Here is a 12,975-nt window from a genome sequence, read left to right as displayed (position 1 = left end):
ATTTGAAAAGTAACTGTCCATCGAAAATCATCCCATAAACATATATAACGTTTTTCATACAATACTCCTAGCATCCTAAACAAAATTTTGCCACTCACATAATAGAAATGACATTTAACCGTCGATAAGAAAGAAACACAATGCATTGTTGCACACATTTTCACTTTGCAACATATTGTATTGTGTTGGCTTTTTTCGTATGAATGGTTGGTTACTCTATCATATGCATATTGTAAAAATAATTGACAATAAATTCATGAAATTGCATCTTAATTTATTACATTTGGACAAGGTATGACACTTTATACACATATGAACGGATAATAAAACGCTGTCCCGCAAAATACAAGAGACAGCGTTTTGTTATCAAACTATCGATTTAGCAGACTACCTACATAGCGTAATAATTCATTTGCTGAAGAAGAATTATAGCCGTGCTCATCAATTAAACGTGCAACAACATCATTGATTTTCTTAAGCTGATTTTCGTCCGGTGTTTTCGTTGATGTTGTAATTTTCACTATATCTTTTAAATCAGCAAATAGTTTTTTCTGAATCGCTTCACGAAGACGCTCATGTGAATTATAATCAAAGCGTTTCCCTTTACGTGCATAAGCAGAAATGCGAATTAAAATTTCTTCACGGAATGCTTTTTTAGCATTTTCTGAAATTCCAATTTGCTCTTCAATTGAGCGCATTAATTTTTCATCTGGGCTCATTTCTTCACCTGTTAATGGGTCACGTAATTTCGACTTATTGCAGTACGCCTCAACGTTATCTAAATAATTATCCATAAGTGTCTTAGCTGATTCTTCGTACGAATAAACAAATGCTTTCTGTACTTCTTTCTTAGCAATTTCATCGTATTCTTTTCTCGCTAATGAGATGAAATTCATATAACGCTCCCGATCTTCATTACTAATTGATGGATGTTGATCTAATCCATCTTTTAAAGATCTCAGTACATCTAGTGCGTTAATAGATGGTACCTCTTTTCGAATAATTGTAGAAGAAATTCGGTTAATGACATAACGAGGATCAATGCCTTTCATACCTTCATCTTGATATTCGCGTTGCAGCTCCTCTACATCAATCGCATTATAACCTTCTACCGTTTCTCCATCATATAAACGCATCTTTTTAATTAAATCAATATCCGGACGCTTCGGATCTTTTAAACGAGTTAGAATAGTAAACATTGCTGCAACTCGAAGTGTGTGCGGTGCAATATGAACATTGGACACATCACTTTCACGAATCATTTTTTCATAGATATGTTCTTCTTCACTCACTCGTAAATTATAAGGAACTGGCATTACAATAATTCTTGAGTGCAATGCTTCATTCTTCTTATTTGCTATGAAAGAGCGATACTCTGTTTCATTCGTATGCGCTACAATTAATTCATCTGCTGAAATAAGCGCAAATCTTCCCGCCTTGAAATTCCCTTCTTGCGTAAGCGATAGTAAATGCCATAAAAATTTCTCATCACATTTTAACATCTCTTGGAATTCCATCATGCCGCGATTCGCCTTATTCAATTCTCCATCAAATCGATACGCACGTGGATCTGATTCTGAACCATATTCTGCAATTGTTGAAAAGTCTAGACTACCTGTTAAATCGGCAATATCTTGTGATTTAGGATCAGAAGGACTAAATGTACCAATCCCTGTACGGCGATCTTCAGAGAAGAAAATACGCTCTACAACTACATCCTCAATTCTTGACCCATATTCTTGTTCTAAGCGCATAACATTTAATGGTGATAAATTCCCTTCAATTCTTACTCCATATTCATCAAAGAACTCATCCCGTAAATGATGTGGAATTAAATGCAGTGGATCTTCATGCATCGGGCAGCCTTTTATTGCAAAAATAGCTCCACGATCTGTTCGTGAATATGTTTCTAAACCTCGTTTCAACATCGTAACTAATGTTGATTTCCCTCCACTAACAGGGCCCATTAATAACAAAATACGTTTTCTAACATCTAATCGTTTTGCAGATGGATGAAAATATTCTTCTACAAGGCGTTCTAAAGCATCCTCTAATCCAAATAGCTGATTACTAAAGAAGTTATACTTTCTTCTACCATCAACTTCTTCAATTCCAGCATCTTTTATCATATTGTAAATGCGAGAGTGTGCTGTTTGAGCCACCCATGGTCTTTCTTTCACAAGCTCCAAATACTCCGCAAACGTACCTTCCCATTGTAAACGTTCTTCTGCTTCTCGATACTGTTCAATTTTCTTTAGAATATCCATTATAGCTCCTCCCCCATCTCCTTGTTCAATCGGATTATTATAAAAGGTATGCTAGGATGTCCTTAAACATTCTTGAAATCAAAATGAAATATATAATAGCATCATAAAATTCTCTCCAAAATTCAAAGAAAATTCTGTATAATAAAGGTATTAAAGTTTTCACACCGCTATTCATTTTAAATTAATTCTTTTCTTCTAAGAACCTTACATACATTTCGAGTAATAAGTAGGAATCATACACCGAAAAAGGTAAGGAGGATATTAGTATGAAATTATTATTAATTTTAGGTGTATCACTAACATTTCTTACAGCTATTTTCACATCTGGTTACAACGATAAACCAGGTACACATAAAAAGTGATGTGCTTTTAGCACATCACTTTTTTCTGTATCAATCATTTGTAATACATATTTTCTACATCATATTTTGATAAAGGTCGGCTATAATAATAACCTTGTGCAAGTTTCACATTCTTTTCCTTCAAAAATTGAATTTGTTCCGCTTTTTCTACCCCTTCTGCAATTATATTTAACCCTAAAGTACGAGCTAAAAGAATAATCACAGCCGTAATATTTGTATCGCGTTCATCTTTATTTATACCTTCCATAAAGGAACGATCAATTTTTAAAGTATCAATTGGATATGTTTTTAAATAACTTAAAGATGAATATCCCGTCCCAAAATCGTCTAAATGGATCTTTAAATTTTGTTCTTTTAATTGGAGCAACACTCTCTTCGATATGTCTTTATGTATAAGGGCCCCTTCTGTAACCTCTATCGCTAATAAATGAGCTGGTACATTGTACTTATTTAAAGCCCGTGTAATCATCTCTATTAATGTAATAGAACGAAAATGTCTAGCAGAAATATTAACTGCAATCGGGACAACTTCATATCCTTTATTCAACCATTCGCGTATTTGTTTACACACTTGATTTACTACCCATTCATCAAGCTTAATAATAAATCCAGTTCTTTCTGCCAGTGGAATAAATTGATTAGGTGTGACAAATCCAAGTTCCTTATTTTCCCATCTTATTAAAGATTCCATACTGGCTATTTTTTTCGTATCAATATTAAATTGCGGCTGGTAATATAAGAAAAATTCATTTTTCTCTATAGCACGATGTAACTGGTTTTCTATTATAAACCTTTGTTCACGTTCGCAATCTAATCCACTACAATAAAAATAATAATGACCCTTTCCTTTTTCCTTTGCTTTTTCTAAAGCAGCATCAACTCTTTGAAAAAGTATTTTTTCATCTGCTCCATCTGTTGGAGCCATTACAATTCCAATCGACGCACTTAAATACACGTCCTCTTCTTCTATTACAAAATGTTCACTAATCCTTTCTAATATGTTTTTTGCAACCTTCTCTACACATTCTTTCGTTATATTTTCTATTAACATAACAAATTGATCATCATGCTCTCTAAATAAGTGCATACCTTCTATTTGTAGATTGCTCAAACATTCTGTAACTTTTTGTAATACTTTATCTCCTTCTTTATAACCAAATGTATCATTAATAAGATGAAACTCATCTAAATCTATAAAAACAAGCGCAAAATTTATATTCTCATTTAAAAAAACATTTAACTTATTTGTACACGAAATTCTATTCATTAACCCTGTTAACTGGTCATAGTAAGCTAAATATTCTGTTCGCATTTCATTTAATACTTGCCTTGTAACATCCCTTGTAACAATATATACCCCAACAATTTCACTGTTCACAATAATCGGGATAGTTCTCAAAGAAATATATAGCTCGTACCCTTCTTTATGAACATACTTCTTCGAAACAATTTGTTTTGCCCTTCCTTGTAAAGCTTCCTTAAATATCATTTGAAAGTCTTCTTCATATTCTTTAATAATAAATTTAAAAATAAATTTGTTATTTAATTCTTCATATCGGTATCCAAATATTTCATACGTTGCCGGATTTGCATATGTAATTCTACCTATAGAATCTATAGATATAATGGAGTCATTATTATATTCAAGTAATGACTTAAATAACATTTGTTTTTTCTCTATTTCTGCCTTTTCCTCAATCTGAGCTGTAATATCCCTTGTAATACAAACAATAAACTGGCATACTCCTTCTTCGTCGTATACAGGGTTAAGTGAAGATTCATAATGTAGCTTCCCCGTTGGTAAGCTGATTACATCACAAAAAGTATGTGATCTCGCTTCTTTTATTACTTTTGTATATTGCTGATGTAAAATATTTGCTTTGTCTACTGGTAATACTTCAGTAAAAGTTTTTCCGTAACATTCTTCGCTTAGCTTCGCGTAATTCATTCCTATTTTATTTACATAAATATATTTAAAGAGCTCATCATCAGTAACTTTCACAATAAATACTAAATCTTGAGTAGCATGTAATAATCCTCGTCTTATTAAATCCATATCTATCATACTTAAAAAGGTATTTTGATTACTATATTGTTCCTTCATATTTATCTCAACCCGTCTAATCTATTTTTATTCATATATCCCATTCTATATGAATATGTACCTTTTTTAAAATGTATGATTACATATTATTTTTATTTATAAAAAAAAGTCGCCCAATGGCGACTTTTAATATACGATTTCTAAATCTAATCCTGGATAATTTTGTTGACGGAACGCTTCATAAATTAAAATTGCTGCTGTATTAGATAAATTTAATGAACGCACTTTATCAGTCATTGGAATACGTAAACAATGATCGAAGTTTTCTTCGATTACATTAGCTGGTAAACCGTTTGTTTCTCTTCCAAATACAAAATAGTAATCCTTCTCACGCTTGCTATAGTCAAACGCTGTATGAGCTTTCTCACCATACTTTGTTAAATAGAAGAATTCACCATCTTTATTCTTCTCATAAAATTCTTCAATTGAATCATAATACGTAATTTTCACGTGCTGCCAATAATCTAATCCTGCACGCTTTAACATTTTATCATCCGTTGAAAATCCAAGCGGTCTAATCAAATGTAATTCTGTTCCAGTTGCTGCACAAGTACGAGCAATATTCCCTGTATTTGCTGGAATTTCTGGTTGATATAAAACAACATGTACTCCCACGCGATATTCACCTCTGTTTTTTGTCTACTACGTATTATACCACTTGAGCGAAAAATCTCTACCCATTAATAATATGAAAGAATTTATATTTCATTTGTGGTGTGTATTTACTAGAGTCTTCATAGTTCCAATAACGCCGACGGCTATTCGCTGAATGTGCATTTACAAGTGGCATACCATCTGCGTCTTTTGCTACTACAATCGTCGTATGATTCCACCTACCGTCATCCTCGAAATCATAAACAATGACATCACCAAGAATAAGGTCTTCTGGCCTTTCTACTGCCTCTGCTCGAAGACCGGTTGTAGCACCTGACAAATACCAATAAAATGAGTGTGCAACAGCCCAGCTCCAACTCCACTGGTTTTCCCTTTGCCACCACCCTTTACGAATATTAGGATATCCATTCATAGGTACTTCTCCAGTATGAAGACATTGCGAAATATAATTCGTACAATTATCAGGGAAATTACGATACACAGGGTTACGGTCATCCCACCAACGCTCTGCATACTTTACTGCCTCTAAACGATTATACTGATAAGAACCGTACTTCTCTTTCGTGACTTCCCTCTCTAATGTCTCACCCATTCCAATTTCTTCTGACACTTCAATAGCATAATCACCTATTATCCGGCTATTATTTAAACAAACTCTTCGTTTTAATTGTTCCTCTTCAATATAAAATAATTCTTTATGCCTAATTAAATATTTAAAATGTATTTGATAATCAATTTCTTGATGGTCACTTCTATTTAATTGTCTAATAAAAGAAACATCCGCAGTTGCTTTCACTATATCGGCACTACGCCTTTGAAACAATTGTTTCTTTCTCTGCACCATTTGTAGTAAATCTTCAGCCATACGATCCACGTCTGTTCGTTTCTCTGTGATATATGCTAAAAACTGTTGTACTTGCTTTTCAATATTCGCTTTTACAACCATTTCGTCTCCCTCCCATATTACAATATGAAAAAGGGAAATATTATCTACTCTTTTTTCTGTGCTAACAATTCAAGTCCGCGATTCATTTCATGAAGAACTTCTTCATCCTTTTCACGTTCCATCGCTTTTTCAATGGCTTCGCCTACTCCATCTCCGCCAATTTTCCCAAGTGCCCATGCTGCTGTTCCGCGAAGTACGGGTCTTGGGTCATCTTTCATAACACCAATCAAATCAGGAATTGCTGATGCTTCTTTAAAATGTGCAAGTGCTAAAATCGCATTTCGTTGCAATGGCTTTTTACCTCGCCACGAACCTGACATAATCCCATATTTCTCTTTAAAATCACGATTACTAATTGTTAAAAGTGGTGTTAATAACGGCTTAACTAACTCAGGGTCTGGTTCCATTTCAGGATGGTTATGAAAATCCATTCCTTTATTCTTTGGACAAACAGTCTGACATGTATCACATCCATAAATACGATTTCCTATTTTATCACGATATTCCTCAGGCAGAAATCCTTTTGTCTGTGTTAAAAATGCAATACACTTCTTTGAGTCTAACTGTCCACCTTGTATTAAAGCACCTGTAGGACAAATATCAATACATTTCGTACAACTTCCACATTGATCTTCTATTGGCCGATCAGGAGGGAATGGAACATTCGTAATCATTTCCCCTAAGTATACGTACGAACCAAATTCCGGCGTAATAATAGCGCAATTCTTACCACTCCATCCAATACCGGCACGCTCTGAAACAGCTCGATCACTTAGCTCACCTGTATCAACCATTGACTTCACTTCTATATCCGGAAGTTTCTCGATTAAATACGCCTCTAACTTTTGCAAACGATCTCGTAAGACAAGATGATAATCTTGCCCCCAAGAAGCACGACAAAAAATCCCGCGGCGTTCTCCCCGCTTACTTAATGGCGCATTTTTTAATTTTGAAGGATATGCTAAAGCAATCGCAATAATTGATTTTGCCCCCGGTAATAAAAGCTGTGGATTCGTTCTCTTCTCTATATCAGGCTCTTCAAATCCGGACTGATAGTTCAATTGTTGCTGCTGGATTAGACGCTGCTTTAATTCCTCAAATGGTGACGCACTAGCAAAGCCTATTTTATCTATACCAATCGTTTTACTATAAGCAATGACATCTTGCTTTAATTGTTCAAAATCCATTCTTAATCGCCTCCTCCGATGAATCCATCCCTTATGTAACGACTATATTGGTTCGTAATTCACTGTTGGAATACTATTCTTTACTTCTATTTTCGCATACATTTATGATTTTCAAACATTAAAAAACGCAATGCCTCGTTTATCTTAGAAACGAAACACTGCGTTGATCACAATTTATTAGAAAAACATTAAATAAAATTTGGAGCGGGTGAAGAGAATCGAACTCTCGACCAGAGCTTGGAAGGCTCTTGTTTTACCACTAAACTACACCCGCAAATATGAAATAAATATAAGATATTGAAATAACTTATGTAAAGAAGTATAGCATGTAAAAAAATACGAAGCAAGAATTTTATCGAAAAAAGTCGAAAAAGTGATGAGATAACTCATCACTTTTTCAATTCTTTATCAATCGCCTTCTTCATACTATCGAAATCAGGGTTTGCAAGATTTCCATTTACATATACTGAAGGAGCACCTTGAACTTTCAATTTTTGAGCACGATCTGAATCTTTACGTACATTTTCTTTCATTTCTTTACTATGCAAATCTTTTTTAAATTGTTCTACATCGATTTTTGGAAGCTTCTCTTTCACAATGTTTAGAAGTAATTCTTCTGTAATCCATTCTTCCGTATCTTTCTTTTGATTTTGATAAATCTCATCATAGAAAATCCAGAATGAATCCTTGTCTTGTTTATAAATTGCTTCACCAGCTGCTGCACCTAAATCAGAGTCTTTTCCGATAAACGGGAAGTTAATAAAATATAACTGCACTTTACCTTTATCAATATACTCTTCTTTTAATCTCGGCAATACCGTTACATCCCAAGTACGACAAGCTGGGCATTTGAAGTCTCCAAATTCAACTACTTTCACCGGAGCATCATCTTTCCCTAAAGATTGTTGTGTGGAATAAGCAAACATCTCATTCCCCTTATCTCTTTTGTCATTTATGATGCTATACGCAATTGCTCCGATTACAATCAATACTGCGATAGAAAAAACTATACCAAGAGCCATGAGTTTGTTGGATGATTTCATATACATTCCTCTTTAAATTCATATTCTGTATACATCTTTGTACACAATACACATAATATCAATACTTACATATGTCACGCAATGAACACGCTCACATAAATTACAAAAATACAATAATTGTGACGATATTGTGTCACTATTTGTCACATTTTATTCAAAAAGAGAAGCTCCTATGTAGGAACTTCTCTTAACTTACTGCTTTTTCACGAGCATTATTTAACATCGACTGCTCTGTTTTTATATCATGACGAATTACTAATTTCTCACTAACTGCTTGCACATATTCATCATGATTTATATAGCCTTCTTTCTCCATCAGTCTTAAAACCACATTTCTTCTTTCAACTGCTTTATCATAATTTTGGGCGGGTGAGTAATAAGCAGGTGCTTTTACTACAGCAGCCATCATTGCACTTTCAGACAAAGTTAATTGGTCCACCTTTTTACCGAAATAAAGGTTTGCTGCTTTTTCAATTCCCCATGCTCCCTCTCCGTAATAAATATTACTTACATACAATTTTAAAATCTCATCCTTCGTAAATGTACGTTCAATTTTTTTCGTATAGAAAATCTCTTTCCACTTACGAGAAAATGTACGTTCATTCGTTAAAAAAGCATTTTTAGATAACTGCTGTGTAATCGTGCTTCCCCCTTGCACAACACCGCCAGCTTTTATATTCTCAATAGACGCCCTGATAATTGCTATATAATCTAAACCGTTATGATGATAAAACCTTTTATCTTCTGTCGCAATAAAGGCATGTGTTAATGATTCTGGTACCTCTAACTTAGCCGGTACATGTAATTTACTAATATCACTTTTCTCAATCATTACATTTCCAACGAATAATAACGTACAACTTAACAATAATAATAAAATAATGGCTTTATAAAAAAATTTAGTCATTGGATTTAATGCAACTTTTTGATGATAGTTCACCCTAGATAATACTCGTTCTTTCATCTTGAACACCTCTTTTCCACATAACATATAACTCTTACCTTAAGAATACCTTGTTGTAAAAAAATATCCCATTGATTTCTCTTACAGCTACCTTACAACATTGTAAGGTGTAAAAATGTATTGTATCACAGTCCTTTTTTATCTACTATTCATCTGAAATATTGAATATACATTGTTTTAAAACATTAAGAGCCAATGACAGTGTAGAAGTTAAGAGAAGTATACTTCCCTTCATTTCGCTTTATTCTTTTATTATATCATCTACAGATTTCTACTTTTAAACATCTAGTAATCTAATTATATATGATATATCATCATTATATAGAACAAACGTTCTAAAAATCAACACTAGCTTTATTATCATTTTTACCTTTTTTTGAAGTGATATACATAAAGAAAAGGTAGCTATTTGAGATACCAATAGCTACCTTTTCTTTATAATCTACCTATAAGATTATAAGGCTGAACTTCCCACGTTTCATATGGAATAAAATGCGTTGCTTTCATCGCATCAAGTGTCCTTGATTTCATATGAGGACGCGTTATATACTCATCGATGTTCTCTTCGTTTAATGCAACAAATTTAGCCTCTTTAATTTCTTCAACCTGAATTTTTATTTCACCACTAACATATGCCACTTTAAACACAACAGCTAAAATATGCATAGAAGCGTTATAATACACACCTGTAATCCCAATAGGCTTCACCGTTAAGCCCGTTTCCTCCATTATCTCCCTACAAACGGCTTGATCAAGTGCTTCTCCCTCTTCTACTTGCCCTCCTGGCATTTCCCACGTATCCGATCGCCAGTGTACTTTCGTTAAAAGTACCTCATTCTTTTCATTTGTTAAATAGCCTGCTACCGCAACAATATGCTTTGGTGTTTTATGTTCCATATCAATGCCTCCTGGAAATATATTTATTGCTTATACAATCTATAACAATATTCGTTAACATCAATGAAATACCTTTACAACCTCATTATATTAACTATAATTTCCATATAAAAAAGACCATTTCGTAATATGAAATGGCCTTTTTATTTATTCTCCTAAGTCTACGTTATGGTAAACTTGCTGTACATCTTCTAAATCTTCTAATGCATCAACCATTTTTTCAAATTGTGTTTGTGCATCTTCAGGAAGCGTTACATCGCTTTGTGCAAGCATTGTTAATTCTGCAACTGTAAATTCTTCAACACCAGCATCTTTAAGTGCAGATTGTACTGAATGGAATTGATCAGGTTCAGCATACACGATAACAGCATCTTCTTCTTCTAGAATGTCACGTGCATCTACATCTGCTTCCATTAGAATTTCAAGAACTTCATCTGATGTTTTACCTTCAAGGCCGATAACAGCTGTCGCATCAAACATGTAAGCTACAGAACCGTTTACGCCCATGTTACCACTGTTTTTGCTAAATGCAGCTCGTACATCTGCAGCAGTACGGTTTACGTTATTTGTAAGTGTATCTACAATTACCATAGCTCCATTTGGTCCAAATCCTTCGTAACGAAGCTCGTCATAATTCTCTTCTGAACCGCCTTTTGCTTTCTCAACCGCACGATCAATAATTGTTCTTGGAACATTGTATGTTTTCGCACGCTCTAATACTACTCTTAACGCTTGGTTTGATTCAGGATCTGGCTCGCCTTGTTTTGCTGCCACATAAATTTCACGTCCAAATTTCGCGTATATACGGCTTGTATTTGCATCTTTTGATGCTTTTTTGTCTTTAATGTTGTTCCATTTACGGCCCATACTTTCCACTCTCTTTCCCGTTTTAAATCTACATAAAAATATTAATATAAAATATAATGTGTGTTCAACACATTTTTAAAAGAAATATAAAAAGTTCATGTTTGATTCATATTACAGACATAATATAAATCACTGTCATTTTGTTCTTTCGACAAGTTATATTATACATGAATCCCTAAGTTTATTACGAATTTTAAAATCACATAATATAATTTAACAAAAAAAACTCTAACATTTCTGTTAGAGTCTTTTTACATCGCCGATACCGATGGTCGGGGTCGAACCGACACTCCCGAAGGAACACGATTTTGAGTCGTGCGCGTCTGCCAATTCCGCCACATCGGCACAAAATAAAGGCGGCAACCGGATTTGAACCGGTGATAAAGGTTTTGCAGACCTCTGCCTTACCACTTGGCTATGCCGCCATATGAAATTTAATTGGAGCGGAAGACGGGATTCGAACCCGCGACCCCAACCTTGGCAAGGTTGTATTCTACCACTGAACTACTTCCGCAAAAATGGCTGGGCTAGCTGGATTCGAACCAGCGCATGACGGAGTCAAAGTCCGTTGCCTTACCGCTTGGCTATAGCCCATCGAATTCTTACTTAATTATATGTAAGTATCAATTATATTATTTGTAATTTTTAAAATAAAAATGGGGCGACTGATGGGAATCGAACCCACGAATGCCGGAGCCACAATCCGGTGCGTTAACCACTTCGCCACAACCGCCATGTTGTGTATATATATTTGGCAGGGGCAGTAGGAATCGAACCCACACTGGAGGTTTTGGAGACCTCAGTTCTACCTTTAAACTATGCCCCTATGTAAATGGTGGAGGGGGGCAGATTCGAACTGCCGAACCCGAAGGAGCGGATTTACAGTCCGCCGCGTTTAGCCACTTCGCTACCCCTCCGAAACTTACATGGTGCCGGCTAGAGGACTTGAACCCCCAACCTACTGATTACAAGTCAGTTGCTCTACCAATTGAGCTAAGCCGGCGTATTTTATTAAAAATGGTGGCTCGGGACGGAATCGAACCGCCGACACGAGGATTTTCAGTCCTCTGCTCTACCGACTGAGCTACCGAGCCTTATTAAAATGGCGGTCCCGACCGGGGTCGAACCGGCGATCTCCTGCGTGACAGGCAGGCATGTTAACCACTACACCACGGGACCATTTGGTTGCGGGGACAGGATTTGAACCTGCGACCTTCGGGTTATGAGCCCGACGAGCTACCGTACTGCTCCACCCCGCGACAATATTACTTATATAATTTTATATGGTGGAGGATGACGGGATCGAACCGCCGACCCCCTGCTTGTAAGGCAGGTGCTCTCCCAGCTGAGCTAATCCTCCAAAGTGGTGACCCGTACGGGATTCGAACCCGTGTTACCGCCGTGAAAGGGCGGTGTCTTAACCACTTGACCAACGGGCCAAATATTATAAATCCTTATGGCGGAGAGCAAGGGATTCGAACCCTTGATACGCTTGTGACGTATACACGATTTCCAATCGTGCTCCTTCGGCCAACTCGGACAGCTCTCCAATGGCTCCGCAGGTAGGAATCGAACCTACGACCGATCGGTTAACAGCCGATAGCTCTACCGCTGAGCTACTGCGGAATAATATTGCCTGGCAACGTCCTACTCTCACAGGGACAAGGTCCCAACTACCATCGGCGCTAGAGAGCTTAACTTCCGTGTTCGGTATGGGAACGGG

General features: G+C 35.8%; 9 protein-coding genes, 16 tRNA genes and 1 rRNA gene. All 26 read right to left on the bottom strand.

The window, feature by feature from the left end:
• Positions 1-371: 371 nt before the first annotated feature.
• On the bottom strand, positions 372-2,267 hold the full coding sequence (locus MR065_RS24295; RefSeq protein ID WP_000353285.1) for a PrkA family serine protein kinase: 1,896 nt from the start codon (positions 2,265-2,267) through the stop codon (positions 372-374).
• A 396-nt stretch (positions 2,268-2,663) separates the two neighbouring features.
• A complete protein-coding gene (locus MR065_RS24290) occupies positions 2,664-4,733 on the bottom strand; it encodes a sensor domain-containing protein (protein WP_242215344.1) in 2,070 nt (689 codons plus the stop codon).
• A 126-nt stretch (positions 4,734-4,859) separates the two neighbouring features.
• On the bottom strand, positions 4,860-5,348 hold the full coding sequence (trmL, locus tag MR065_RS24285) for a tRNA (uridine(34)/cytosine(34)/5-carboxymethylaminomethyluridine(34)-2'-O)-methyltransferase TrmL (RefSeq protein WP_000538147.1): 489 nt from the start codon (positions 5,346-5,348) through the stop codon (positions 4,860-4,862).
• Positions 5,349-5,406: 58 nt separating this feature from the next.
• Positions 5,407-6,294, bottom strand: coding sequence for an amidase domain-containing protein (locus tag MR065_RS24280; RefSeq protein ID WP_242215343.1), 888 nt, complete (start codon positions 6,292-6,294; stop codon positions 5,407-5,409).
• Positions 6,295-6,338: 44 nt separating this feature from the next.
• A complete protein-coding gene (queG, locus tag MR065_RS24275) occupies positions 6,339-7,481 on the bottom strand; it encodes a tRNA epoxyqueuosine(34) reductase QueG (protein ID WP_098989055.1) in 1,143 nt (380 codons plus the stop codon).
• A gap of 200 nt (positions 7,482-7,681) precedes the next feature.
• Positions 7,682-7,755 (bottom strand) — tRNA-Gly (locus tag MR065_RS24270).
• A 115-nt stretch (positions 7,756-7,870) separates the two neighbouring features.
• Entirely contained in the window at positions 7,871-8,524 is a 654-nt protein-coding gene (locus MR065_RS24265) for a DsbA family protein (protein WP_242215342.1), read from the bottom strand.
• A gap of 187 nt (positions 8,525-8,711) precedes the next feature.
• A complete protein-coding gene (locus MR065_RS24260; protein ID WP_097905915.1) occupies positions 8,712-9,488 on the bottom strand; it encodes a transglycosylase domain-containing protein in 777 nt (258 codons plus the stop codon).
• Positions 9,489-9,923: 435 nt separating this feature from the next.
• Positions 9,924-10,385, bottom strand: coding sequence for an NUDIX hydrolase (locus MR065_RS24255; RefSeq protein WP_242215341.1), 462 nt, complete (start codon positions 10,383-10,385; stop codon positions 9,924-9,926).
• 147 nt (positions 10,386-10,532) lie between these two features.
• Positions 10,533-11,252: a YebC/PmpR family DNA-binding transcriptional regulator gene (locus MR065_RS24250; protein WP_097905913.1), complete on the bottom strand. Its 720-nt coding sequence runs from the start codon at positions 11,250-11,252 to the stop codon at positions 10,533-10,535.
• A 263-nt stretch (positions 11,253-11,515) separates the two neighbouring features.
• Positions 11,516-11,597 (bottom strand) — tRNA-Leu (locus tag MR065_RS24245).
• Positions 11,598-11,606: 9 nt separating this feature from the next.
• Positions 11,607-11,677: transfer RNA gene (locus MR065_RS24240), tRNA-Cys, on the bottom strand.
• Between the two features lie 14 nt (positions 11,678-11,691).
• A tRNA-Gly gene (locus MR065_RS24235) sits at positions 11,692-11,766 on the bottom strand.
• Between the two features lie 5 nt (positions 11,767-11,771).
• Positions 11,772-11,846, bottom strand: a tRNA-Gln gene (locus MR065_RS24230).
• A 63-nt stretch (positions 11,847-11,909) separates the two neighbouring features.
• Positions 11,910-11,985 (bottom strand) — tRNA-His (locus tag MR065_RS24225).
• A 19-nt stretch (positions 11,986-12,004) separates the two neighbouring features.
• Positions 12,005-12,078, bottom strand: a tRNA-Trp gene (locus MR065_RS24220).
• Between the two features lie 7 nt (positions 12,079-12,085).
• Positions 12,086-12,169, bottom strand: a tRNA-Tyr gene (locus MR065_RS24215).
• 10 nt (positions 12,170-12,179) lie between these two features.
• A tRNA-Thr gene (locus MR065_RS24210) sits at positions 12,180-12,255 on the bottom strand.
• Between the two features lie 15 nt (positions 12,256-12,270).
• Positions 12,271-12,346, bottom strand: a tRNA-Phe gene (locus MR065_RS24205).
• Between the two features lie 9 nt (positions 12,347-12,355).
• Positions 12,356-12,431 (bottom strand) — tRNA-Asp (locus tag MR065_RS24200).
• 3 nt (positions 12,432-12,434) lie between these two features.
• Positions 12,435-12,511 (bottom strand) — tRNA-Met (locus tag MR065_RS24195).
• Positions 12,512-12,536: 25 nt separating this feature from the next.
• A tRNA-Val gene (locus tag MR065_RS24190) sits at positions 12,537-12,612 on the bottom strand.
• 4 nt (positions 12,613-12,616) lie between these two features.
• Positions 12,617-12,691 (bottom strand) — tRNA-Glu (locus tag MR065_RS24185).
• 18 nt (positions 12,692-12,709) lie between these two features.
• A tRNA-Ser gene (locus tag MR065_RS24180) sits at positions 12,710-12,801 on the bottom strand.
• Positions 12,802-12,803: 2 nt separating this feature from the next.
• Positions 12,804-12,878, bottom strand: a tRNA-Asn gene (locus MR065_RS24175).
• A gap of 8 nt (positions 12,879-12,886) precedes the next feature.
• Positions 12,887-12,975: ribosomal RNA gene (gene rrf / locus MR065_RS24170) — 5S ribosomal RNA — on the bottom strand; the annotation flags it as partial.

Source organism: Bacillus cereus group sp. BfR-BA-01383, from assembly GCF_022663495.1.
Lineage (GTDB): Bacteria > Bacillota > Bacilli > Bacillales > Bacillaceae_G > Bacillus_A > Bacillus_A cereus_AU.
Note: the sequence above shows the minus strand (reverse complement) of the source record. Positions and strands in the feature narration are given on the sequence as shown.

Bases quoted from the DNA above. Each gene is read 5' to 3' on its own strand.
- MR065_RS24280 (WP_242215343.1), bottom strand. From the start codon at position 6,294: ATGGTTGTAAAAGCGAATATTGAAAAGCAAGTACAACAGTTTTTAGCA.
- MR065_RS24290 (WP_242215344.1), bottom strand. From the start codon at position 4,733: ATGAAGGAACAATATAGTAATCAAAATACCTTTTTAAGTATGATAGAT.
- MR065_RS24250 (WP_097905913.1), bottom strand. From the start codon at position 11,252: ATGGGCCGTAAATGGAACAACATTAAAGACAAAAAAGCATCAAAAGAT.
- MR065_RS24265 (WP_242215342.1), bottom strand. From the start codon at position 8,524: ATGAAATCATCCAACAAACTCATGGCTCTTGGTATAGTTTTTTCTATC.
- MR065_RS24255 (WP_242215341.1), bottom strand. From the start codon at position 10,385: ATGGAACATAAAACACCAAAGCATATTGTTGCGGTAGCAGGCTATTTA.
- queG (WP_098989055.1), bottom strand. From the start codon at position 7,481: ATGGATTTTGAACAATTAAAGCAAGATGTCATTGCTTATAGTAAAACG.
- MR065_RS24260 (WP_097905915.1), bottom strand. From the start codon at position 9,488: ATGAAAGAACGAGTATTATCTAGGGTGAACTATCATCAAAAAGTTGCA.
- MR065_RS24295 (WP_000353285.1), bottom strand. From the start codon at position 2,267: ATGGATATTCTAAAGAAAATTGAACAGTATCGAGAAGCAGAAGAACGT.